At 66.7% G+C, this 23,466-nt stretch carries 26 protein-coding genes; 13 read left to right on the top strand and 13 right to left on the bottom strand.

Annotation, left to right across the window (positions count from 1 at the left end; all coding sequences use genetic code 11):
- Positions 1-80 precede the first annotated feature (80 nt).
- The 6 genes from BX604_RS30755 to BX604_RS30730 all read right to left on the bottom strand — a co-directional run bounded on the left by BX604_RS30755 (position 81) and on the right by BX604_RS30730 (position 7,577).
- Positions 81-755 carry a response regulator gene (locus BX604_RS30755; RefSeq protein ID WP_098554585.1) on the bottom strand — a complete coding sequence of 225 codons (675 nt, stop codon included), beginning with the start codon at positions 753-755 and terminating at the stop codon, positions 81-83.
- A 354-nt stretch (positions 756-1,109) separates the two neighbouring features.
- On the bottom strand, positions 1,110-1,298 hold the full coding sequence (locus BX604_RS30750) for a hypothetical protein (RefSeq protein WP_179894922.1): 189 nt from the start codon (positions 1,296-1,298) through the stop codon (positions 1,110-1,112).
- 118 nt (positions 1,299-1,416) lie between these two features.
- A complete protein-coding gene (locus BX604_RS30745; protein WP_098554583.1) occupies positions 1,417-4,497 on the bottom strand; it encodes an ATP-binding protein in 3,081 nt (1,026 codons plus the stop codon).
- Between the two features lie 403 nt (positions 4,498-4,900).
- The gene (locus BX604_RS30740; RefSeq protein ID WP_098554582.1) at positions 4,901-5,920 is read right to left on the bottom strand and encodes a hypothetical protein; all 1,020 of its coding nucleotides are present in this window, start codon (positions 5,918-5,920) and stop codon (positions 4,901-4,903) included.
- A gap of 122 nt (positions 5,921-6,042) precedes the next feature.
- Positions 6,043-6,870, bottom strand: a complete 828-nt coding sequence (locus BX604_RS30735) for a hypothetical protein (RefSeq protein ID WP_098554581.1) — start codon at positions 6,868-6,870, stop codon at positions 6,043-6,045.
- 119 nt (positions 6,871-6,989) lie between these two features.
- Positions 6,990-7,577 carry a tetratricopeptide repeat protein gene (locus BX604_RS30730; RefSeq protein ID WP_098554580.1) on the bottom strand — a complete coding sequence of 196 codons (588 nt, stop codon included), beginning with the start codon at positions 7,575-7,577 and terminating at the stop codon, positions 6,990-6,992.
- Positions 7,578-7,934: 357 nt separating this feature from the next.
- On the opposite strand from BX604_RS30730, the gene BX604_RS30725 reads away from it, so the two are divergent.
- From BX604_RS30725 to atsR, 3 genes are read left to right on the top strand one after another with little or no spacing between them, the layout of a single operon-like run.
- Positions 7,935-8,807: a response regulator gene (locus BX604_RS30725; RefSeq protein ID WP_098554579.1), complete on the top strand. Its 873-nt coding sequence runs from the start codon at positions 7,935-7,937 to the stop codon at positions 8,805-8,807.
- Between the two features lie 42 nt (positions 8,808-8,849).
- Entirely contained in the window at positions 8,850-9,350 is a 501-nt protein-coding gene (locus tag BX604_RS30720) for a molybdopterin-dependent oxidoreductase (RefSeq protein ID WP_098554578.1), read from the top strand.
- A 15-nt stretch (positions 9,351-9,365) separates the two neighbouring features.
- Positions 9,366-11,177 carry a hybrid sensor histidine kinase/response regulator AtsR gene (gene atsR, locus BX604_RS30715; RefSeq protein WP_098555131.1) on the top strand — a complete coding sequence of 604 codons (1,812 nt, stop codon included), beginning with the start codon at positions 9,366-9,368 and terminating at the stop codon, positions 11,175-11,177.
- A 54-nt stretch (positions 11,178-11,231) separates the two neighbouring features.
- On the opposite strand, the gene BX604_RS30710 is transcribed toward atsR, so the two are convergent.
- A complete protein-coding gene (locus BX604_RS30710) occupies positions 11,232-11,651 on the bottom strand; it encodes a secondary thiamine-phosphate synthase enzyme YjbQ (RefSeq protein WP_098554577.1) in 420 nt (139 codons plus the stop codon).
- A gap of 10 nt (positions 11,652-11,661) precedes the next feature.
- Positions 11,662-11,988 carry a thioredoxin family protein gene (locus BX604_RS30705; RefSeq protein WP_098554576.1) on the bottom strand — a complete coding sequence of 109 codons (327 nt, stop codon included), beginning with the start codon at positions 11,986-11,988 and terminating at the stop codon, positions 11,662-11,664.
- 228 nt (positions 11,989-12,216) lie between these two features.
- Between BX604_RS30705 and BX604_RS30700 the strand changes: the two genes are divergently transcribed.
- The 6 genes from BX604_RS30700 (at position 12,217) to BX604_RS30675 (ending at position 15,907) form a co-directional block, all read left to right on the top strand.
- A complete protein-coding gene (locus tag BX604_RS30700) occupies positions 12,217-12,921 on the top strand; it encodes a flavin reductase family protein (protein ID WP_098555129.1) in 705 nt (234 codons plus the stop codon).
- A 103-nt stretch (positions 12,922-13,024) separates the two neighbouring features.
- Complete coding sequence (locus BX604_RS30695; RefSeq protein WP_098554575.1) at positions 13,025-13,357, top strand: DUF2322 family protein; 333 nt, start codon at positions 13,025-13,027, stop codon at positions 13,355-13,357.
- 50 nt (positions 13,358-13,407) lie between these two features.
- Positions 13,408-14,268 carry a hypothetical protein gene (locus BX604_RS30690; RefSeq protein WP_098554574.1) on the top strand — a complete coding sequence of 287 codons (861 nt, stop codon included), beginning with the start codon at positions 13,408-13,410 and terminating at the stop codon, positions 14,266-14,268.
- A gap of 165 nt (positions 14,269-14,433) precedes the next feature.
- Positions 14,434-15,066: a LysE family translocator gene (locus BX604_RS30685; protein WP_098554573.1), complete on the top strand. Its 633-nt coding sequence runs from the start codon at positions 14,434-14,436 to the stop codon at positions 15,064-15,066.
- 141 nt (positions 15,067-15,207) lie between these two features.
- On the top strand, positions 15,208-15,633 hold the full coding sequence (locus BX604_RS30680; RefSeq protein ID WP_257146469.1) for a type II toxin-antitoxin system RelE/ParE family toxin: 426 nt from the start codon (positions 15,208-15,210) through the stop codon (positions 15,631-15,633).
- Positions 15,620-15,907, top strand: a complete 288-nt coding sequence (locus BX604_RS30675; protein WP_098554571.1) for a helix-turn-helix domain-containing protein — start codon at positions 15,620-15,622, stop codon at positions 15,905-15,907. The genes BX604_RS30680 and BX604_RS30675 overlap by 14 nt, the downstream gene beginning before the upstream one ends.
- Before the next feature lie 221 nt (positions 15,908-16,128).
- Here the strand turns inward: BX604_RS30675 and BX604_RS30670 are convergent, their stop codons facing one another.
- Positions 16,129-16,698, bottom strand: coding sequence for a hypothetical protein (locus BX604_RS30670; protein ID WP_098554570.1), 570 nt, complete (start codon positions 16,696-16,698; stop codon positions 16,129-16,131).
- Positions 16,699-16,914: 216 nt separating this feature from the next.
- On the bottom strand, positions 16,915-17,373 hold the full coding sequence (locus BX604_RS30665) for an Lrp/AsnC family transcriptional regulator (RefSeq protein WP_098554569.1): 459 nt from the start codon (positions 17,371-17,373) through the stop codon (positions 16,915-16,917).
- A 126-nt stretch (positions 17,374-17,499) separates the two neighbouring features.
- Between BX604_RS30665 and BX604_RS30660 the strand changes: the two genes are divergently transcribed.
- The 3 genes from BX604_RS30660 (at position 17,500) to surE (ending at position 19,505) form a co-directional block, all read left to right on the top strand.
- Positions 17,500-18,237, top strand: a complete 738-nt coding sequence (locus BX604_RS30660) for an AzlC family ABC transporter permease (RefSeq protein WP_098554568.1) — start codon at positions 17,500-17,502, stop codon at positions 18,235-18,237.
- Positions 18,227-18,529: an AzlD family protein gene (locus BX604_RS30655; protein ID WP_373562446.1), complete on the top strand. Its 303-nt coding sequence runs from the start codon at positions 18,227-18,229 to the stop codon at positions 18,527-18,529. Before BX604_RS30660 ends, BX604_RS30655 begins: the two co-directional genes overlap by 11 nt.
- 196 nt (positions 18,530-18,725) lie before the next feature.
- Complete coding sequence (gene surE, locus BX604_RS30650; RefSeq protein WP_098554567.1) at positions 18,726-19,505, top strand: 5'/3'-nucleotidase SurE; 780 nt, start codon at positions 18,726-18,728, stop codon at positions 19,503-19,505.
- Positions 19,506-19,628: 123 nt separating this feature from the next.
- On the opposite strand, the gene BX604_RS30645 is transcribed toward surE, so the two are convergent.
- The 3 genes from BX604_RS30645 to BX604_RS30635 form a co-directional block, all read right to left on the bottom strand.
- Entirely contained in the window at positions 19,629-20,450 is an 822-nt protein-coding gene (locus BX604_RS30645) for an SDR family NAD(P)-dependent oxidoreductase (RefSeq protein ID WP_098554566.1), read from the bottom strand.
- A 154-nt stretch (positions 20,451-20,604) separates the two neighbouring features.
- Positions 20,605-21,072, bottom strand: a complete 468-nt coding sequence (locus BX604_RS30640) for a cupin domain-containing protein (RefSeq protein WP_098554565.1) — start codon at positions 21,070-21,072, stop codon at positions 20,605-20,607.
- Between the two features lie 127 nt (positions 21,073-21,199).
- Positions 21,200-22,423, bottom strand: coding sequence for a Zn-dependent hydrolase (locus BX604_RS30635; protein WP_098554564.1), 1,224 nt, complete (start codon positions 22,421-22,423; stop codon positions 21,200-21,202).
- A 95-nt stretch (positions 22,424-22,518) separates the two neighbouring features.
- Here BX604_RS30635 and BX604_RS30630 point away from each other — a divergent pair, with 95 nt between their 5' ends.
- The gene (locus BX604_RS30630; protein WP_098554563.1) at positions 22,519-23,442 is read left to right on the top strand and encodes a LysR substrate-binding domain-containing protein; all 924 of its coding nucleotides are present in this window, start codon (positions 22,519-22,521) and stop codon (positions 23,440-23,442) included.
- Positions 23,443-23,466 lie beyond the last annotated feature (24 nt).

Genomic DNA, 23,466 nt, shown 5'->3' with positions numbered 1-23,466 from the left:
AATTATCGTCGGCGCCGGGAAGCGCACGGCCGGCGGCGGCTCGCCGCAGGAAACGGAGTGGGGTCGCGCATCGCGTGCGGCTACTCGCGCCGCGCCGCCGCATCGGCGGCCGACACGTCGGGCAACCGGCCTTCGCTCGCATAGCGGATCAGGTCCGCGTCGCGGACGATACCGAGCTTCTTCATCGCGCTCGACTTCTGCGAGCTGATCGTCTGCTTGCTGCGGTGGAGCTGAACGGCGATCTCGCCCACCGTCAGGCCGGCGCCGTACAGTCGCACGACCTCGATCTCGCGCGCCGTCAGCACCCGTGTACCCGGCAATGCCTCCGCGCCCTCCAGCAATTGCTTGACGAACGGAGACAGATAATTCGCGCCGACGTAAGCCGCATGCACCGCACCCACCAGATGCGAAATCGCGTCGGATTTGCTGAGGATGCACCCGACGCCCTGCCGCTGAATCGCATGCAGCACGCTCGGGTTGTCGATCATCGTGATCGTCACGAGATGAAGCGCGGGATAACGGCGCTGCAGAAACGACAACAACGCGAGACCGTCGCCATACTTGCCGCCCGGCATCACGTAGTCGACGACGAGCACGTCGCTCTGCTGCTCGTCGAGCATCGCCACCAGATCGGTCGAATTCGAGACAGTACCCAGCAGCCTGATCGTGCTGCTCCCCGCGAGTGCCTGCGACATCCCGAGCGCGGACGAAGGATGATCGTCCGCCACCATCACCCGCACAAAAAATTCATCCATCTCTCTTCTTCTCCCGATACACGCGGCCCGACGCGCCATGTTGTGCGACGCGCCGGGATTCGAAGCGATCTCGCAACACGGCCGTATTGCGAAGATCAGCGAACCGGGCGGTGCGCGATGTAATTTTAAGATAATCGGCAGGGTCTGCGTCGCCGCGACGCAATCGGGTGCGGTCGCCGCCACAGGCCCACGCCCGCCGCGGTTCGGCGCCCCCGCCGGCGCGCCGCCCATCGGGCCGGACACGACGTCGCGACGACGGGTACCTTCGGCAATCCGTCGCCCACGCACCCCCGATCGACGGCGCCCCCAACGCCGTCGATCCATCCCGTCCCGCGAAGCGGCCTGAGCCGCTGCCTAGCGTTTGGCCTCGGACTTGCCAGGTTCACTCGCCCCGTCTTCCGCGACATGCTGCCACTCGGTGATGGCCCGCCGCTTCTGCGACGGCGACATCATCATGAACTCGTTCAGCTTCGTGAGGAAATCCCGTCTGGATTTCTCCGGCAGCGTCGCAAATCCGAGCAGCAGTCCGAACACCTTTCCCATATAGCGCACGGCCTTACCCTTCCTTCTTCAGTCGAAATCACGCAACATCGGTACGCTGTGGCGTGTCTGCCTTCCCTGTTCTTACGCTGGCGATCTATGCCGCCGTGGCGTCGCTTTCCTATCGTCCCGGCCAGTGTGCCGCCGCAGCCCCCATCGCCCTCGGCGCCGCCCGCTCATCCTCTGCCCCGGCGGAAAACGCGATCCCGCGCTGCCGCGCGATGCGTGCCAGCGCGCGGCGCAAGTCGGCGAGCGTCACCGGCTTGGTTAGCACGCACTCGACGTTCGAGGCGGCGTAACGCCGGGCATCGTCGGGCGACAGATGCGATGCCACGACGATCATGTCGCACGGCAGCGCACGCGCATGGACGGCTTCCGCCAGCTCGCCGGCCGGCATGTCGGGCAGGTCGGCGCCGAGCAGCAGCACGTCCCACGCACCGTTGGCGAGCGTGTCGATCGCCGCGCCGCCGGACGACACGCACCGGACCGCGCAGCCGAGCACGTCAAGCTGCTCGCGGAAAATCGACCCGTTGACGGAAGCATCGTCGGCGACCAGCACGCGCGGCACACGCACGCCGGAAGCCGCTGCGGGCCGATCGTCATCGGCTTCGCCGGCCGGCTGCCCCTGCTGTTCCGCAATCGCCACGCGCGCCTGCTCGATCGCCGTGCGCAGCCCGCTCAGCGAATAGCTCGACACGCGGATCGTGCGGCCCACGACGTCCGGCTGCAGCGGGCCGTCCGGTGTCGCGAGCACGACCGGCGTGTCGCCGCCGAGACTGTCGAGTTCCTCGCGCCGCCATTGGTCGGAATCGCCGAAGAGCACGATCGCGTGAGCACGCACGAGGCACCCGGCGGCAATCCCGATCGGACTCGGATGCATCGCGACATCGAAACCCCATGCGCGGAAATGCGGAAAGGCGAACGCGCGCCACGCGTCCTCCGGTGACACGACGATCAGCGTCCGGCCGTCGCCGGTGCGGATACCGGCACCGGCCGGGGATTTCGGCGCGATGCCCATGTGCAGCGGCACGCGGACGGTGAACAGGCTGCCGATGCCCGGTGCGCTGTCGACCGCAATCGTCCCGCCGATTGCCACGACCAGCCGATCGCACAGCGCGAGCCCGAGCCCCGTGCCGCCGTAGCGCCGCGTGATCGATGCGTCGACCTGCGAGAACGGCTTGAACAACCTCGCCTGTTGCGCGGGATCGATTCCGATGCCCGTATCCTCGATGCCGATCGCAAGCTCAGGCGCCCCGTGCGCGTTCCGCCCCACCGCCACGCGCACGACGATGCGCCCTGTTCCGGTGAACTTGATCGCGTTGCCCAGCAGGTTGCCGACCACCTGCGCCAGCCGCGTCGGATCGCCGCGCATCCGCTGCCCGCCGCTCGCATCGATATCGGCGAACAGCGGCAATCCTTTCGCCTTTGCGACGGACGCGAACGCCGCCAGCTCGCGCTCGATCACGGCAATCACGTCGAACTCGATCGACTCGACCGACATCGCACCGGCTTCGATCTTCGAGAAATCGAGGATGTCGCTGACGATCGCGAGCAGGCCCTCGGCCGAGGCGCGCAGCGTCTGCACGCGACTCTGCTGGGACGCATCGAGCGCCGTGCGCCCGAGCAGTTCGAGGTTGCCGAGGATCACGTTGAGCGGCGTGCGGATCTCATGACTCGTCGCGGCAAGAAACGACGACTTGGCCGCATTCGCCGAATCGGCCGCGCGCACGGCTTCCTCGAGCTGATGCACGAGCCTGCGCTGCGCGGTCGTGTCGGCGAACGCCGCGATCAGCACGTCCTCGCCCTGGTAGCGCGCGCTGTGCGCGATGACCTCCAGATGCAGCGGTGCATCATCGTGTGCGTCGAGCACGAGCTCGGTCATCATCGTCCGACCCGCCCCGCCGTGCGCGACGAACGCGTCGTATTGCGCCAGCACCTGTGCTGTCAGCGCGTGGTGATCGCCGCCGTGCGGCACGAGCATCTGCTCCAGCACGTCGCTCGCGAGCATCACGCGGCGGTCGGACAGCGACACGAGGCCGATACCGACCGGCGCCATCGCGATCACGCTGCGGCACAGCGCCTCGCTCTCGAACACGCGCGCCGAACGCGCGTAGACCGGCACGAGCACGCGCCGGTGGAATCGCACGAGCAGCAGCCACATCACGGCGATCGCGACGAGCGTCGACGCCGCCAGCGCGCCGGCCCGCACGCCGACGCCGGCCGCCACGTCGGCCCACGTCAGCACATAGGCGATCGTCCAGCCGGTCGCCGCGAGCCGGGTGCGGAACACGATTGTGCCGTCTCGAAAGAGCCGCTCGCCGGAGACCTGATCGCCCTGCGCGACATCGAGGCTCGACAGGCGCTCGGTCAACGCGTCGGTCCGCTCGACGCCGGGATCGATCGCGATCAGCCGGTTGTCGGCCGACGTGATGAAGAATACGCCGGCCGTGCTGCGCCCGGACAGCCACGACAGCAGGTATTCCGGTGCGTATTCGGTGACAAGCACCGCGAACGGCAGCCCGCCCGCGCGCGCTTCGGCAGCGATCCGGATACGCACCTGGCCCGTCACGGGATTGGTGTAGGGCGGCAGCCAGCGAACGTGCGGCCGACCGTCGTTCGGGGCCAGGCCGTCGAAATCGATGTGCAGGGCCGCGAGGACCTGCGCACGCGCTTCGGCCGTCGCGAGCGCGGGATTGTCGCGCGCCAGGTGCGGCACGAGGCCGAACACCCCCGTGCGCGTGCTGTAGTGGTAGCCCTCGAGCGTGCGCCCGCGATTGAGCGAACTGGCCGCGCAGATGCGCGACAGCATGAACGACAGCGCGAGATAGCGCGCCACCTCGTCGCGCTGCGCGGTGTGCCCCGGCACGCCGACCACGAGCGACGGATACGGCTTGATCGCGAACTGCTGGCCGCTGTCGAAGAACGCGTTCACGACGTCGGGCGGCGCCGCGCCGAGTTCGCGCCAGATCAACTGCGTATTCGCGACGCCGTTGCGGAACGACGTCTCGGCCACCTGCACTTCGTCGCTGGCTTCCTCGGCACCGTTCAGGAAATTGCGCCGCTCGCCGTCCAGGTAGCCGTAGACGATCGACGTGATCCCGAGCCCGCAGGCGATCAGGATCAGGATCGTGACGACGATGCCGCCCCCGAACATCGAAATGCTCTGGTAGCGACGGATGGATTGAAGCGTGCTGTCTGGCATGGCCTGGCGTGACGCCGCCCCGCAGTGCGGGAATCCGGCGAATTCCCTGCCGGAATGGACGTCATGATGGAAATACTCGGGATCGAGGTTTCCCGATCATGCCAAACGACACGGCGAAAATCGGTCGTGCATTATCCTTTTAGTACACGTCCGATTTGATTGAACATCATTTTTGAACTTGACCTAAGCCTGGACGCTCAATCCCACAGCGTGCCCGATCCGATAGGACAAGTTTTGCCGTCGATCCGCGGCGCGCGCACGCGTAAACGAAACGCCGCCGGCAAGCCGGCGGCAGAAGGCGCGTCCACGGACAACGTGACGCGCCTGAGGCACTCGATTCGGCACGGGCGGGGCATTCAGCCGCGAACGACCCGCGCGACGCCGTTGCGCCAGAGACGTTCGCTCAGTTCTGCGTGAGCGGATTCAGCGTCGTGCACAGGAAGCCCGTGCAGTTCTTCGGCGTGAAATAGAACGATGCCATCGCAAGCGGCGGCGTGGTGCCCAGCGCCATGTCGCTCAGATACGCGCTGCCCTGCCCGCCGAACGTGTTCGCCTGCTGGACGAAGCTCGCGCCGGTCGACTGGATCGTGGCCGACTGGTACGTGAAGGTCGGCGACTGCGTCTGGTCCTTCACGTAGATCCACGAGATCGCCATGCCGAACGCCATCGCGCCCTTCGCGCGATAGCCCTTCGCCCCTTCGCTGTTGGCCTGCGCGATGAAGTCGTTGACGGTCGACGTCGGCGCCAGCGCGTCGTACGTATAGGTCGCGCTCGACGCGTTGTTCTTCATGTAGATGTTCGCCTGCACCGACGCCACCGCGATCGGCCCCAGGAACCAGTAGCCCGATTGGCCCTGGCCGTTCACCTGCGTGAGGAACGCATTGGCATCGGCCGGCAGGCCCGTCGTCGTGTACGTGTAAGTGGCCGACGAGCCGCCATCCTTGCGGTAGAGATCGCCGAACGTGAGCGGCCCTTCGTAGCGGTAGCCGCTCGACCCTTGCGCATTGGCCGTGTTGACGAAGGACGTCATGTCGGCCGGCGCCGTCTGCAGCTGGTACGTATAGGTCTGCGCGGTGCCGTCGTTCACGAAGATCGATTGCGTCCCGCCGTTGCTCGCGCTGTAGTAGTAGTCGCCCAGATAGCGGTAACCCTTCGCGCCTTCGCTATTGACCAGCGTGAGGAAGCTCGCCTTGTCGGCCGCGACAGGTTGCGCCTCGTAGCGCCACGTCAGCGTGCCGCCGCCCGAGCCACCGGAACCGCCCGAGCCGCCACTGCCGCCGCTTCCCGTGCCGCCCGACCCTGTGCCGCCGGTGCCACCGTTGTTGCTCGTGTCCGATCCACCGGATGCCGCGGGCGAGGAATCGTCGCCGCCGCAAGCGGTCAGCGCCAGACAGGTCAATGCGATCAGAGCAACGGCTTTCATCGGGATCACCTCAATGCAAAAAGGACGAACGAAGCCGGTACGCGCGGATCACGCCGCGCGCACGGACGGTCACGAATCACGAATCAGGAACCGGCCGGCGGCGCACCGCCGGCCCGGGAACGTCAGTTGACCTGGAGCTGGCCGCCGCGGCCGAGGCCGCCCTTGACGTCCTGCGCCTTGTAGCTGCGCAGGGCGACGACCATCTTGTTGTACGCGTCGATGAACGCGACGACGGTCGCCTTGCCTTCCGGCGTCGACGAGAAGCCGGCGAGCGCACCGCCCACGCCGCCGCCGAAGCCGCCGAGCGCCGCGCCGTAGTTGGTCGCCGTCGAGCTTCCTTCGGACGCCGCGATCTGTACGGCCGAGCGCACGTCGAACAGCGTCAGCGTGACGACCGATGCCTTCGTCTGCAGGTGGCCGGCCACCGCCGCCACGGCGCTGTTGCCGATCAGCCCGCCGATCATGCTGCCGATCCCGCCGATCGGCGAATCGTTGATGACGATCTGCGGTTCCATGTAGTAGTCGGCCGCGACGCGCTGGCCCTTGTGCTGCTTCGAACCCGCGCGGTATTCGCCCGAGTTGCGCTGCATCTGCGTGATGCGCGACAGGCGTGCGTCGCTCTTCTGGTTGCCGATCGACGTGATCACGAAGCAGTTGGATTGCTGGACGGCCAGCCGCAGCAGCGGGTCGATGGTCGTCATCTTGGTCGCGCTGCCGAACGGGCCCCACCAGTCGGCATTGCGGCCGTCGTCGACGGCGATCGTGCCGAGCGGCGACGTGCAGCGCTCCAGGCCCGAATCGGCACCGGCGCTGGTGCCGCCCGCGGCGGCGCCCGTCACCCCGGCATTCTGGCCGCCGGGCGTCACCATGCCGCCGCAGCCGGCGACGGACGCGCAAAGCGCTGCAACCAGCGCACCTTGAGTAAGACGTTGGGAAAGGATGGTCTTCATGTCGTTGTCGTTCGATAGAGTCGTTGTTCGGCTTATGTGTCCGTGCGAACTTCGATAAGCCCCCGGCGCGGCGCGCGATGGTGGTCTCCCCGCTGCAGCCCCCGTTGCTGTCGGTCCGGTCAGTAGTACCAGTACGTCTGATGCCAGACGCCGTAGTACGGATAGCCCGAATTCCAATAGCCGGAATAGACGTCACGCCACTGCGTGCGCCATTTCCAGTCTTCTTCGTCTTCCTTCTTGGCCTTGCGGGCGAGCTCGAGCAGCTTCTTCGATTCCTGGTCGCCGCGGGCCGCCGCGATCGACAGCCACTTGTCCGCTTCGCGCGGATCGGAGCCCATCTCCTCGAGGCCGAACAGATAGAAACTGCCGAGCGCCTTCTGCGCCTGCAGGTCGCCCCGCTCGGCTGCGTCACGCATCCACTTGAGTGCCTGATAGCTGTCCTGGCGTACGCCGTCGCCGCGGAAATAACGCAGGCCGAGGTCGTAGGCGGCCTTCGGCTGGGTCTTCGCGGTCTGCTTCAGCGAGACGATGCGCGGATCTTCACGGTCGTCCGAATCGTCCCTTTTTTGATAGGAGACCTGATCTTTTGGGCGATCAAAACAACCGGTTTCGTCGCAGATCCGTACCGTGTTGCTTGTGACGGACGGATCCTGCGCGCACGCGGTCAATAGCAACAGCAGCCCCGGTGCAAGTAAACGGCGAACCATCTTTTTTGCCTTCCCCACGTTTTATTTGCGCCGCACTGCTTCGCGCTATCCCCCCCGCGAGCGCGCACCCGGTTTGCGCGCGGCGAGGCGAATACAATTCGCCAACGCCGACACGCAGTCCAAGGCTCTCTCAGGTTCTCTTTCGAATCGTTCAGTCACTTCGTCGCAGCCGCTTTTCGCTGTGCCGACTGTTGCCGACATTGGCTTTCAAACCTGACGCGACAAACAATAGTGACGTGGTGAGCAATAATAATGGAGAAATTTAGCATGTCAAGGTGATTTGCGATTTCAAAGTTTGCGTATCGCGTCACTTTTGAATATCCTCGTCGTCGCTGAAACCCGGGAGACCCCTTCAAGATGTCCAATAGCGAGCAGGCCAACGTCGATCTCATCACCGCCACCAAGGTGCGCGATTTGCTGACGCGCAACGGCATTCCGCCGCGCAGTCACAACACGACGATCGCGAACGTGCTCGGCCTGAGTTTCTCGGTCGTCACGCGCAAGATGAAAGGCCTGATCCCGTGGAATCTGTCGCAGTTGCAGGACATCGCGACGCACTTCGGCGTGCCGCCCGCGTTCCTGCTCGACGACAAGGCCGCGCAGCCCGCCGCCGCCGAGATGATCGACGCGACGCTCGTGATCGAATCGCGTCGCTTTCGCTGCCGCGCGGCGATCTCCACGAAGGCCAGCAGCCAGATCGAAACGGATTTCGTCGCGCTGCAGTGGCAGGGCGAATGGATCATCACCGAACGCCAGCACGCGCGCGAAGGGCGCACGTATCCGGTCGACGTCGTCGAGCTGCGCTCGAGCCAGCCGAACGTGTATGCAGCGCGCATCGCGGTGGTCGACGATTCGCAGGACGTCGCCGAAACCCTCTGCGAATACTTCATCGAAAAAGGCGTGAACGCGATCCCGTACTATGACGGCGCATCGTTCCGCAAGGCGCTGGAGGTCGAGGATTTCGACGGCTACATCCTCGACTGGATGCTTGGCGACCAGACGGCCGCCGATCTCGTGCGCGGCATCCGCTCGAGCGAGAACGGCGGCGCGCCGATCTTCCTGCTGACCGGCAAGATCTCGACCGGCGAAGCGAGCGAGGACGAGATCGCGCACGTCGTGTCGCACTACAACGCGCGCTGCGAGGAAAAGCCCGTGCGCCTGCCGATCCTGTTCGCCGAAGTGGCGCGCGAACTGAAGATCGCGCTGCCGGCCGCCGCTGCGGCAAGCTGACGCCCCAACGAAAACCAACCATTACAACCACGAGGAAAAAACATGCGAGTTTCGACGATGTGGATCAAGAGCGTGACCGCTGCGGCCCTGCTCGGCATGGCCGCAGCGAGCTGGGCAGCATCCTTCACGTTCACCGTCGACGGCAGCATCGGCCGCAGCAACCAGCCCGACAAAACGACGTTCGTCTTTTCCGAGCAGGCGCTGATGGCGCTGCCGCAGCACACGATCGTCACGTCGACGAGCTGGACGCCGACGGCGACCTTCACCGGCCCGAGCCTGTCCGACGTGCTGAAGACGGTCGACGCGCACGGCACCGAGATCGAATTCCGCTGCATCGACGAATACACGTTCACGATCCCCGTCTCGGACGCCGACAAGTACGGCGTGATCCTCGCGCGCACGATGAACGGCAAGGTGCTCGACAACGACAACTACGGCCCGCTGTGGGTCATGTATCCGCGCGACCAGTATCCCGACGAGCTGAAGACGCCGCTCGGCGAAGCGAAGTTCGCATGGCAGATCATCGGCCTGACCGTCAAGTAAGCGCGCGACATGAGGCTGAGGCGCGGACGCTGGAAAAACCAGAAAATCATCGTGGTTCTGGGAACGCTGTGGATCATGGGATTCGCGGCGTGGGCGTTCCTGCTGTCGGACCTGCTCGCGACCTCGGTCAACGAGGGCGTGCTCGAAGGGCCGCGTGAAGGCGTGTTCTGGACTGCCGCGCAATACCGGAACGTCTATACGCGCTTCGACCGCCAGCTGATCCTCTACGCAACGCACGTGGACGACAACTTCGATCACGTGCAGATGCAGCTCGACAGCCTGTCGGTGTCGTTCGGGTTCCTGCAGCGGCCGTCCGAGGTGTCCGAATACTGGCTGCGCATCCCGCGCGCGCGCGACGAAATCGCTGTGCTCGGCGAATTCATGACGCGCCTGAAGCATGACGTGGCAGCACTGCGCGACGCGCCGAAGGGTGCGCCGCGCGTGATGGACGAGGTCGACCGGTACTGGCCGAAGGTCAACGGCCTCGCGAACTACTTCCGCGCGATCGAGATGGCGCAGCGCGACTTCACGTTCCATCAGCTGAAGGAAAAGCAGCGGGCGATCCTGTCGCTCGGCATCATCCTCGGCGTGATCCTGTGCGCGCTGTTCCTGCTGCTGTTCTATACGATGCGTACGCGCGACGACCTGCTCGAGCGGCAGGACGCGGCGCTCGACGCGGAACGCAAGGCGTCCGATCGCGCGTTCGAAATGATCGAGGCGAAGAACGCGTTCCTCGGGATGGTCAGCCACGAACTGCGCACGCCGCTGCAGGCGATCTGCGGGTCGATCGAGATCCTGCTCGCGCGACCGCAGTCCGACGCGAACCTGAAGACGATCCGGCGACTGCAGAACTCCGCGTCGTCGCTCGAAGCGCTGGTCAAGGACCTGACCGACTACATCAAGCTGCGCTCGACCAAGCGCCTTGCCCAATCGGAGACGGTCGGGATGGCGTCGCTGCTCGCCGAGGTGTTCGATCCGCTGCGCGAGAAGATCGCGGCCAGGCGGATCGAGGTCGTGCAGCAGGTCGAGCCGCATGACCTCGCGATCCGCTCCGATCGCAAGCTGTTGCGGCAGGTGCTGTCGAACTTGATCGAGAATTCGGTCAAGTACACGCTCGACGGATCGGTCCACGTGTCGATCGCGCTCGCCGATGCGCCGGCCGGCCGGCAACTGAAGCTCGCCGTGCGCGATACCGGCGCCGGCATCGCGAAGCAGCATCTGCCGAAAATCTTCGAGCCGTTCTATCGCGCGAACGATGCGGTCGGCCTGCATGTGGACGGGATCGGCATGGGGCTCGCCGTCGTGCGCGAAATCGTGACGACGCTACGCGGTCATGTGGATGTGCGCAGTGTCGTCGGCGAAGGCAGCGAGTTCGTCGTGACGCTGCCGGCCGATGCGCCCGATGTCCCCGAAACGACCGGCGACGCGCCCGAATGGGGCGCCGTCGCCACGCATCGCCATCGGCGCGCGCTCGTGGTCGACGACAACGACAACGCGCGCGAGACGCTCGGCGCGATGCTGTCCGCGCTGGGCCTCGACGCCGATCTATGCGGCACCGGGCACGAAGGCATCGCGCGCTTCGAGGCAGGACACTACGATCTCGTGGTGCTCGATCTCGAACTGCCGGACCTGAGCGGCTTCGAAGTCGCGCAGCGGATCCGGATGGTCGCGCAGCCGGACAACGACGGGCGGTTCCCGTCGCTTCTCGGCGTCAGCGCTTACGAGTCGGCCGCGCTGCGCCAGAACCGGCGCGTATTCGACGCATTCCTGCCGAAGCCGGTTCACCTGAGCGAACTCGGCGCACTCGTCGAGAAACTGCTCGGCTGAACGACGCGGGCATGGTTGCGTGCGGCGTCGGCCGCGCACGCTTCAGCCCCGCGCCTACTCGCCGATCAGATGCAGCACGATGTCGCGGCGGTGCGGCGCGCGGCGATGCTCGAACAAGTAGAGGCCCTGCCAGGTGCCGAGCACCATGCGTCCATGCTCGACCGGGATCGACAACTGCACCTGCGTGAGCGCCGTGCGCAGATGCGCGGGCATGTCGTCGGCGCCTTCGGTGTCGTGCTCGTAGCGCGTATCGTCCTCGGGCGCCAGCGTCGCGAAGTAGCGTTCGAGATCGCGCTGCACCGACGGATCGGCGTTCTCCTGGATCAGCAGCGACGCGGACGTATGGCGGCAGAACACGGTCAGCAGGCCGGTGCGGATCGCCTGCTGCTCGACGAATGCCCGCACCTGCTGCGTGAACTCGACAAGGCCGCTGCCGCGCGTATCGACGCCGACGTGCGTGATGGCCTGTTGCATGATCGCGACCTCAGGCGAGCGCCGCGAAGCCGTCGGCTTCGATCTGCTTCGCATCGGCCGGGCGCACCACGCGCGCGACTTCGACCCCGTCGCGCAGGAACACCAGCGTCGGCCACAGCTTCACGCCGAACGAACGGCCGAGCGGACGGCCCGGGCCGTCCTCGATCTTCAGGTGCCGCACGGCGGGATGCGCGGAGAACGACGCGACGATCGCAGGTTGCGTGCCCGCGCAGATGCTGCACCAGTTCGCGCCGAATTCGATGACGGTGGCACCGGCCAGTGCATCGACTTCCGCACGTGTCGGTGCGTTGGCGGTGTAGCGTTGCTCAATGTCCATCGGGCCCTCGTGTGCAATGACGGAGTGGCCGCTGCGCGCCCGTGCGGGCGGCGTGCGCGACCGGTGATCTCCTACTCTAGCGGAAAAGCACGCGCGATGCCGACGGCGGGCGGGCGCGGACAGCGCCGACTCGCGCCGTGCCAGTCGAATGACACGACAAGATTCGGAGCGCCGCGCGGGCGCGACGGGATCAGCATGCGGACTGATCCCGTCAACGAAGGACCGATCATGAACGCTCCGCATCGCGTCACCGAACCGAACATCCTCTATTTCGGCACACCCGTCGTGCTGATCAGCACGCTCAACCCCGACGGCACGGCCAATCTCGCGCCGATGTCGTCCGCCTTCTGGCTCGGCTGGCGCTGCATGCTCGGGCTCGCCGCCAGTTCGCAAACCACCCGGAACCTGCTGCGCACCGGCGAGTGCGTGCTGAACCTGCCGTCGTCGGCGCAGGCGCATGCGGTCGACCGGATCGCGCGCACGACGGGCACGGATCCGGTGCCCGAATCGAAGCGGGCGCGCGGCTATGTCTACGAACCCGACAAGTTCGGCACGGCCGGGCTCACCGAAACGGCGTCGCAGACCGTCGCGCCGCCGCGTGCGCTCGAATGCCCGGTGCATCTGGAAGCGGTGGTCGCCGCCACGCATGGCATCGGCGACGACGTGCCCGACCTGCGCGACCGCATTCGCGTGTTCGAGGTGCGCATCCAGCGCGTGCACGTGCATCCGGACCTGCTGATGGACGGCCATCCGGACCGCGTCGATCCCGACAAATGGTCGCCGCTGATCATGAGTTTCCAGAAGTTCTACGGCCTCGCGCCGCATCAGGTGCATCCGTCGCGACTCGCCGAGATTCCCGAGCGCGCGTATCGCAGTTCCGACGTCGAATGCTCGCGCGACGCGGGGATGTCGATGGATGCCGCGCAGCAATGACGCCCGCCGGCGGAACGCTGCGCGGCACGGTCCGCAACGCCATCGGATAAGATACGGCCGGCCATGCTGATTGGCCCATGACCGAACCGACGGAGCGTTTCCAGTGATTCAACCGACCCAAGTATTCAAGGACAACCTCGCGCAACTGCCGGCCATCGACGGCATCGCGCGCATCGATCTCGTCGGCGCCAACGGCGACGTGGTCGCCAGCATCGAGAACCAGCCGGGCAAGCAAGGCTCGCTCGCGGTGTACCACTATCTGAAGCAGGCGTTCGGCACGCTCGACGCGAAAGCGGCCGAGCACGGCCTCGCCGTGTTCGCGGAACACACCGCCGACGCCCGCAACCGCCCCGGCGCGCACCCGAACGTCGATCGACTGCAGGCGATCGTCGACGGCGGCGAAGCGCTGCGGATCGACGTGGTCGCAAAGGACTGAGTCGTACGCGACGGGCAGGCGCGCCGCCGCCCGCTTTTCCCGGAGATCCCGTGCCCCGCATCCATGCCCGACCGTTTGCCCGCCGCATCACATCGATCGCGGCGCTCGCGTGCGTCGCATTCAGCGGCGCGGTATCGGCCGATACGCTGCGGACGGCGTCCGATATCGCGGGCGCGTCGCTGGTTCCGCTCGGCGCGCTGCCGCGCTCGCCGGAGAACGGCTCGCTCGACGAATTTTGCGCGCGATATCGCGTGAAAGCCGCCACCGCGGCCGGCCGCGACGTCGCGAAGCTCGGCTGGCTCGTGACGTCCGAAGCGCCGCTCGGCCGCTACACGGTCGTCACGTTCGCGAGCGGGTTCCAGGCCGGCACGAGCGCGATTTGTTATGCGCGCAACGCCAATATCGGCGTGTTCGACGGCACGGCGCTCGTCGCGCTCGGCTACACGGCGCGTGCGGCCCGCTGGCAACTCGGCTCGGTCGATCGGCTCGAAAGCGGCGCGCTGCTGGTCTGGGGCGGCGACGGCCCGGCGCCGCCCGTCGGCGAGCTGCGAGAAGAGAACGGCGGCTTGCGGCTGACCACGGTCGCCGCCGAACGGACGTACTGTCATGGGCGGGCGGTCGTGCCCAACGTGTACGGGAAGCCGCTCGACGCGGCGCGCAAGATCCTGATCGCGCACGGCTGGCAGCCGCTGCGGCCGCATGAAAAGCCGGACGCGATGGACGGCGCGGCGACGCTCGCGAAACACGGAATCATCGAAGCCGAAGCGTGCTCGGGCACCGGCATGGGCTATTGCGCGCTGCGATATCGAAGCGCGGCCGGCGTGCTCGGCGTGACGACGGTCGGCGGCGAGCCGGACACGCCGTCCGCGAATACCGTGATCGATTACCAGGTGGCGTGCCGGAAGCAGTAGCCGGCGCGGGCGCTCGGGCCGGCGTTGTGCGGGCAATCCCCCGAATCCGTCGGGCGCCCGCCGTGCCGGGATGTCGAATCATCGACCGTTCGGTCGATTGACCCGTGTCGCCGACGCACCTAGACTGGCCTCCCTTTCACGCCTCTCCAGCCAAAAGGGACTCCGATGATCGACCTCTCCACGCTTGCGCTCTTCTCCGGCGCATGTCTCGCGCTGACCGCCACACCGGGCCCCGACATGCTGCTGATCGCGTCGCGCAGCGTCAGCCAGGGCCGCCGTGCGGGATTCGCCACGCTCGCCGGCATCCAGGCCGGCACGTACTGCCACGCGCTCGCGGCCGCGCTCGGGCTGTCGCAGCTCTTCGTCGCGGTGCCGATCGCCTATGACGCCGTGCGCTTCGCGGGTGCAGCCTATCTGCTGTATCTCGCATGGAAGACCTTCCGCTCGGATGCGACCGCGCTGTCGCCCGTCGCATCGCAACGTCGCCACTCGACCATCGCGATTTTCCGTCAGGGCCTGACGACGAACCTGCTGAATCCGAAGATGGCGCTGTTCGTGCTCGCGCTGTTCCCGCAGTTCGTGCGGCCCGAGCACGGGTCGATCGCCGTGCAGATTCTCGTGCTCGCGACGGTGCTCAACCTGATCGGGATCGTCGTCAACGGTGTGGTGATTCTGTCCGCGAGCCGGCTGAGCCAGCGGCTCGGCGCACGCCGCCGGCCGTCGAAGCTGCCGCAGTATCTGCTCGGCACGGTGTTCGTGGGGCTGGCCGCGCGGCTTGCGGTGGCCGGGCGGAATTGACGCTGTTGACGGCGGCAATCGCCCCCCGCGGCTCTTTCAACGTGCGCAGTCTACGCTGACACCGCGACGCGCCACGCGCGCTTCGGCCCGCCCGGATGCAGTCGGGCTTTCCTCTCCAGTCGAGAACCCCCGAATGACGCAATGACATCGCGAACGCGACCGGCCGCCTGCATTCGCAGCCGCGGCCGGAAATCGCGCTTGCGTCGAAATAACATATTTGTTACCATTATGGCCACTGCGTATGAGATTCAGTTCTTCGATGCGCGCGTAGAGACGGGCGTCGTCACGTTACCGAAGACGCTGCTCGCCCGTTTTTTTGCGCTCGCTGACCGCATGGAGCAATACGGCCCGAACCTCGGCGAGCCGCACACCCAGTCGATGGGCAGCGGACTGTACGAAATGCGGCTCAAGGGCGCCGAAGCCATCGCCAGAGTGTTCTACTGCGCGATCGTCGACCGGCGTATCGTCATGCTGCATTGTTTCGTGAAGAAGACGCACAAGACACCACGGAAAGAACTGGAAATCGCGCGCCGCCGACTGAAGGAGGTTCAAGATGGCAACGTATAAGGCACTGCGTGAGCGCGCTTTGTCCGACCCCGAGGTGCGCGCCGAATACGAACGACTGAACCGCGAAGACCTCGCACTGCTCGACGTGATGCTGGCTGCGCGGCGCGACGCCGGGCTGTCGCAAGCCGATGTCGCCGAGCGCATGGGCACGAAGGCACCAGCAGTGACGCGCCTCGAACGCGCGCTCGCAACGGGCCAGCATTCACCGTCCATCACGACATTGCGCAAGTACGCGGCCGCTTGTGGCAAGAAACTCGTGATCTCGTTCGCTTGATTCGCCGCACCCGGCCGGCGAATCACGAACGACGAAGCCTCCGGGTCGACACGCATGCGAACCTCGCGCGAGCGGTGATGACCGCGAGCGTGTCAGCCGCAGCCGCATCGCGCCTCTGCTGCATGCGAGAGAGGCTCAATCCGCGCCGCCAGGCAGCGGCTTCCGATACCGGCGTGCGACAAGCAACCGGTAACAGACGACGGGCACCGAGCAAGCAGCATTCAGCGATTCGCGCCGAGCGCGACGCGCAGCCGCTCCATCAACCGCGTGTAGTGCTCCAGCACGTCGGCCTTGTCCGTCACGTTCACGGTCGAGAAACGCTCGGCCCATGCCGGCTTCCATTCATACGTGCCGTGCACGCTGCGGTCGCCGTCCGGCGCCTGGATCAGCGAACGGATCCGCGCATCGCGGCCCGGCCCCGTATGCATCTCGAACAGCGCGTGGATGAACGTGTGATACGCGTCGTACACGTCGTCGTCGAACAGGTAGCGATAGATGTGAAACGTGCGGTCGAGCTCGCGCTTCGCGCGGATCACGTCGTCCGGCGAGATGTCCTTCCAGTAGCCGATCCACGTGTAGAAACACAGCAGCGCATTGAGCTGCGGCGCAACCGTGTCGTACAGCGTGAGCCGCTTCTCGATCAGCCGCTGGTTGGTCCACTGCACGAGTTCGAGCCGCTTCAGCCGGCGCGCGACGAGCCAGCCGAGACACGCGACCGACAACAGCGTCAGCACGCCGAGCACGAGCTTGACGATTTCCAGCGAATTCCACGGATTGTTGAATGGCTGCATGCGCGACCCGACGAGAAAACGCACCGACCTGCGAAGAACGTCGCGCCTCGCGCCCGTCCGATCGCTTCGCGGTTGACCGTTAGTTGCTTGGCGCGTGGAACGCCGGATGCGATGCATCCGGTGTGCGGCGAAGCGGCTTGTTCCGCCAGTTTATCGGGCGATTGTCACCGGCTGATGACCCTTCCTGCCACCTTCGCCATCCGCCCGTAGATCGCGTTACGTCGGCAGCGCCGACGTGAGCTTGATCTTCTGCATCGGGATGTCGGTCTTCACGCTCAGCACGCCCGGAATGCGCGTCAGGTATTCCATCTGGAAGCGCCGATAGTCGTCGATGTCGGCCGCCACCACGCGCAGCAGGAAATCGCAGTCGCCGGCCATCAGATGGCACTCGACGACTTCCGGCATCTGCTGGACCGCCTCGGCGAAGCGGTTCACGGTTCCCGCGTCCTGCCCCTTGAGCCACACGCGCGTGAAGATCGTCAGCCCCTTGCCGACCTTCGCCGGATTCAGCACGGCCACGTATTTCTCGATCACGCCCGCTTCCTCGAGCAGCCGCACACGGCGCAGGCACGGCGACGGCGACAGCCCGACCTCGTGCGCGAGTTCCACGTTCTGCATGCGGCCGTCGCGCTGGAGCGCGCTCAGGATCCGGCGGTCGATAGCGTCAAGCTTCATTGGCACCCAATTCCAAAAAAATCAGAAATCGCACGTTCGATGCCAAATTCTCAAGAATATCTGGCCACAACGCAACCCGATTCGAGTCAAAAAAGCAGACAATCCTCGTCCCCCGAAGGAGGAGTAATGAGCAGTAGCGTTTCAACGTCGTCCGGGCTTCGCGACAAGCCCGCCTATGTCGCCGAGATGGGTCGCGGATTGCGCGCGGCGCTGCCCGTCATGCTGGGTTTCGTGCCGTTCGCGCTGGTGCTCGGCGCGCAGGCCGCGCAAAAAGGGCTGAGCCTGTTCGAGGTGCCGATGATGACGGGCCTGAACTTCGGCGGCGGCTCCGAATTCGCGGCGATCCATCTGTGGACGTCGCCGCCGCACATCGCGCTGATCGTCGCGATGTCGTTCCTCGTGAATTCGCGCCACATCCTGATGGGTGCGGCGTTCGAGCCGTACATCCGGCGCCTGCCGCGCCGCCGCGCGTTCGCCGCGCTGTTCTTCATGTGCGACGAGAGCTGGGCGATGTCGCTCGCCGACGCGCGCTCGCGCTCGGCCACGCATATCAGCGTCCCGTATTACGCAGGCGTGTGTTCCGGGCTCTACCTGACGTGGATCTCGATGACGACGCTCGGCGCGGCGGTCGGCCCGACGATCGGCAACGTCGAGCAGTACGGCTTCGACATGGCGTTCACGGCCGTGTTTCTGGTGCTGCTGCGCGGAATGTGGAAGGGCATGCGCGCGAGCCGTCCGTGGTTCGTGAGCCTCGTCGTCGCCGCCGCCACGCACCTGGCCGTGCCCGGCGCGTGGTACGTCGCGGCCGGCGCATGCGCGGGCCTGATCGCCGCGCTGCTGTGGGAGCCGCGCGATGCTGCCTGATTTCGCGACGGTGGCGACCATCGTGCTGATGGCGTCGACGACCTACCTGTCGCGCGTGCTCGGCTACGTGCTGCTGCGCAACCGTACGCTGAGCCCGCGGATGGCGTCGGTGATGGAGAACGTGCCGGGCTGCGTGCTGATCTCGGTGATCGCGCCGGCCTTCGTGTCGACGCGCCCGGCCGACCTGCTCGCGCTCGCCATCACGTTGCTCGCGGCCACGCGCCTGTCGATCCTGCCGACCGTGATCGTCGGCGTCGCATCGGCCGGCCTGCTGCGGCATTTGCTCGGGTAGCGCGGCAAACGTCGTTCCGCCCCGCTACACGGGCGGTTTTCGAATCGGGAAACGGGCGCGCCATGCGCCCGTTTTCACGTGTGCGCGCCGCGTGCGGCCACGCTCGACACGACACGCGTCGCGACGGGATGCTAGCCTTGCGGATGTACCCGCGATGCCTGTCCCCTCTCATTGCCTACCCGCGAGGATCATCCCGATGCAAGAAACCCGCCCGCTGTTCGACCGCGTCCTGCTCACCAACGACGACGGATTCGACGCCCCCGGCCTTGAAGTGCTCGAACAGGTCGCCACGCAACTGGCGCGCGAAGTGTGGATCGTCGCGCCGGCGGAAGACCAGAGCGGCACGTCGCATTCGCTGAGCCTGCACGAGCCGCTGCGCGCGCATCGCAAGGGCGAGCGCCGCTTCGCGGTGGGCGGCACGCCGGGCGATTGCGTCGCGATCGCGGTCAGCCACCTGATGAAGGACGCGCGGCCCGACTTCGTGCTGTCCGGCGTGAATCGCGGCGCGAACCTCGGTACGGAAACCGTGTTCTCCGGCACGGTCGGCGCCGCGATGACGAGCATGCTGGTCGGCGTGCCGGCGATCGCGCTGAGCCAGGCGTTCACCGATCGCAACGCGGTGCCGTGGAATACGGCGCTCACGCATGCGCCGGATGTGATTCGCCGGCTCGTCGCGGCCGGCTGGGACAGCGACGCGTGCCTGAACGTGAATTTCCCGCCGCGGCCGGCCGACGACGTGCGCGGCTTGAAGGTGACGAACCAGGGCACCGGCACGCTGCAGGGCGTCGAGATCGTGTCGGGGCGCGATCCGCGCGACATCGAATACCACTGGCTGAAGCTGGCCCGCGGGCCGCGCGACGACGATGCGAATTCGGAAACGGTCGCGCTCGGCGAAGGCTATATCGCGGTCACGCCGCTGAAGTTCGAACGCACGCACGACCACGCGCTCGCGCGGCTGCAGTCGAATCTCGGCTGACCGCGGGCCCGGTGATCGGTGAAACCGCCGGGCGGCTTCGCCGCCGGCGTACATGCCCCCGGGCACGCGGCCGCCGCGTCGCATCCACCAGCCCGATCGCACCGATCGCCTGAACCCTCCCCGTCACGTCAGGTTCATTCCCCCGTCGAGCATCACGATCTCGCCCGTCACGTAATCAGACGCAACGAGCATCGCCACCGTCTGCGCGACGTCGTCCGGTGTCGCCGCGCGGCGCATCGGTGCCCGCTCGCGCCAGAGTTGCTGCGCGTCGGTCCAGTCGGCGGTGAGCGGCGTATCGACGAGCCCCGGTGCGACCGCATTGACGCGTATCGCCGGCGCGAGCGTACGCGCCAGCAGGCGCGTCGTGTGATTGAGCGCGGCTTTCGCCGCCGCATACGGAATCGACGCACCCTTCGGCCGCACGCCCGCATGCGAGCTGACGTTGATCACGCACCCGGCGCGCCCGCTCGACGCCGCTTCGAGCAGCGCGGGCTGCGCTTCGGCGACGAGCCGGAACGGCGCGATCACGTTGATCTCGTGCATCTCGCGCCATACGTCGGGCGTCGCGGCGGCGAGGTCGTCGTGCGGAATCACGCGGCTCACGCCCGCATTGTTGACCAGCACGTCGAGCCGCCCGTGCACCGCGAGCGCATCGCGGATCAGCCGCACGCGCTGCGCATCGTCCGCGAGATCGGCCTGCACGTAGGCCGCGCCGAATTCGCGCGCCATCGCGCGGCCGGTGTCGGCGGAGCTGCGCGAATGCAGAATCACCGCATAGCCGTCGGCGGCCAGACGTCGTGCGATGGCCGCGCCGATCCCCGACGTCGATCCGGTGACGAGCGCGACGGGCCGCTGCACGCGTGACGCGCGCGGCTCGGCGACGGTTTCGGTGTCGGGTTCCGTTTCGGCAATCGGGGCATTCATCGGCGGATGCGGCGCGTCCATGGCGTGGAATCCTGTCAGTGGCGTTCCTGCATCATAAGCGCGACGACGCACCCACGCGCGAACCTGACGGCAACCGCCATCCGGATCGCCCGGAAGGGATCGCGCCGGAAGCGCCACGCGTGCGCCGGGCAAGCAAGCGCGCGCGAACCTGCGCTCAGGACTGCGCAGGCAAATCGACGAAGTCTTCGAGTTCGCCGGCGACATGCAGCCGCTTGCCGATCCGCGGGTATTCGCACACGTCGTGTTCGAGGCGCTGGCCCACGATCAGCAGTTCCAGCGGCGCATCGCCCGTGTTCTCGAGCACGTGTGCTTCGCCGCCGCGCGGGAAGCCGAGGAAGTCGCCGGCGCCGATGTCGTGACGGCGCTCGCCGATCGTGACCGTGCCCGTGCCGGACAGCACGTACGCGCATTCTTCTTCGTACAGGTGACGGTGATACTCGGACGATTCGCGACCAGGCATCAGCGTGAGCAGATGGGTAACGATTTGCGTAAGACCCGTGAGGTCGCTGAGTGGCCTTTTGAGGCGAACGGCATTGGGATTCAGCGAATGCACCGCGCGCGTCGGTTCCATCTTCGCGATGTCAACGGCTTTCAGCAGTTCCCGGGGAGGTGTCGTGGACATGGGGATCTCGTCAGCGTGAATGCAGCGGTTGAACGCGCCGCCCGGGCCAGCGCGGCATGCATGCCGCGCTATTGTCCGACATTTTCACGCAGACGCGAAACGCAGTCATGCAGGCCGGAGCGCACCGCTACCGCGCGCAATCGGCCAGCAGGTTCGCGAGCACCGACGCGCCTTGCGCGAGGTGCTGCGGATCGGCATCCTCGGCCTCGTTGTGGCTCAACCCGGCCTTGCACGGGACGAACACCATCGCGCTCGGCGCGACGTACGACAGGTTCACCGCATCGTGGCCCGCGCCGCTGCACATCTCCAGATACGGATAACCGGCGGCCAGCGTCGCCTCCCGCACGCGCGCGACGCAATCGGCATCGAACACCACCGGCTCGTATTCGGCGATGGTCTGCACCTCCACCTGCGTGCCGCGCAGCGGGATGCGCTCACGGCAGATCGCGTCGATATCGGCAACGAGCCGCTGCAGCGCCGGCTGCGACGGATGGCGCACGTCGACGCTGAAGCGCACCAGTCCGGGAATCGTACTCGGCGAATTCGGCTGGCACGCGACGTGGCCGACGGTCACGCGCGCATCGGCATCGAATGCGTGCCCATGCTCGACGATCGCGGCGATCATCGCGGCCGCCACACCCATCGCATCCTTGCGCACGCTCATCGGCGTCGTGCCCGCATGCGACTCGAAGCCGGTCACCGTGACGTCGAGCTCGTAGATGCCCTGCACGCCGGTCACGACGCCGATCGGCAAACCGGCGCTCTCCAGCACCGGGCCTTGCTCGATATGCGCTTCGAAATAGGCCTTCGGCATCTGCCGCTCGCGCTCGCGGCCGGCGAAACCGGTGCGCGCGAGTTCGTCGCGCAGCAGCACGCCCGTCTGCATGCACGGCCGGGCCAGCGCGTAGTCGAGATCGAGCGTGCCCGCATAGACGGCCGAACCCATCATGCCCGGCGTGAAGCGCGAGCCTTCTTCGTTGGTCCACGCGACGACGTCGATCGGATGACGCGTGACGACACCCTGCTCGTTCAGCGTGCGAATCGCTTCGAGCCCCGCGAGCACGCCATAGACGCCGTCGAAGCGGCCGCCGAGCGGCTGCGTGTCGAGATGGCTGCCGCACATCACGGCCGGCGCGTCGGGCTGCGTGCCGGGCCGGCGCGCGAACACGTTGCCGATCGGATCGATGCGGATGTCACATCCGGCTTCCTCGCACCAGCGGATGAAACGTTGCCGGCCGAGCACTTCGTCGGCACTCAGCGCGAGCCGGCAACTGCCGCCGCGCGCGGTCGCGCCGATCGTCGCCATCTCCATCAGCGAATCCCACAGCCGTTGCTGGTTTACGAGAATCATCGTGACCGCTCCTGAAAAGCTCCGAGCATATACACTCGATCCGATAAGAAAAATCCAAGATTTCGTTACATGCGATAACTTTCTCTTGTCACCCCATGAAGCTCAAGCAGCTCAATGCGTTTCTCGCGGTCGCCGAACACCGCACCATCCGCGGCGCGGCCCGCGCGCTCGGCGTCACGCAGCCGGCCATCAGCAGCATCGTGCGCGAGCTCGAAGCGGAGCTCGGCGTGCCGCTCGTGATGCGCAGCGTCAAGGGCGTCGCGCTGACCGACTACGGCGGCGCGTTCGCGATTCGCGCGCGGCTGATCGTCGAGGAGATCCAGCGTACGCACGACGAAATCGAGCAGTTGCGGCTCGGCACGAGCGGATCGGTGTCGATCGCGGTCAGCCCGACCGTCGCGCTCACCATCCTGCCGCGTGCATTCGACGCGTTCACGCGCAAGCTGCCCGGCGCGACCGTGAACGTCGACGATGCACTGACCGCAACCGATCTCGCGCGGCTGCGCGACGGTTCGCTCGATTTCATCGTTACCCATCAATTGTCGAACGCGCTGCCGGACCCCGACGAATTCGCGAGCATTGCGCTGTTCCGCACGGCGTTCGTGGTCGTCGCGAGAGGCCGGCATCGGCTCGTGCGGGCGCGCTCGCTGCGCGAGCTGGGCGACGCGCAATGGTGTGTGCCGCGCTATGGGGAAGGTGGCGACGATCTGGTGCGCTCGATCTTCACGCCGCACGGGCTCGAGATACCGAAGCGGGTGCTGCACTGTCCGTCGTTTGCGGCAACGCTCGGGCTCGTGTCGCAGACGGACGCGCTCGGCGTGTTCGCGCGACCGCTCGCGGACGTCGAGCGCAAGTCGCGCGGAATCGTCGCGCTCGATCTCGCCGAGCCGCTGCCGGCGTTGACCGTCGCGATCGTGATGCGGCGGCATGCGTTGCTGACGCCGGCCGCGCTGCATCTGATCGACTGCCTGAAAGCGGCGTCGGCGAACGTGCCGGGGAAAGATGACGACGGCGCGTAATCAGCCCAAGCGCGATGCAAACGC

Origin of the sequence: Burkholderia sp. JKS000303 (assembly GCF_002563755.1) — a bacterium.
GTDB lineage: Bacteria > Pseudomonadota > Gammaproteobacteria > Burkholderiales > Burkholderiaceae > Burkholderia > Burkholderia anthina_B.
This window is presented reverse-complemented; position numbering and strand designations above follow the sequence as displayed.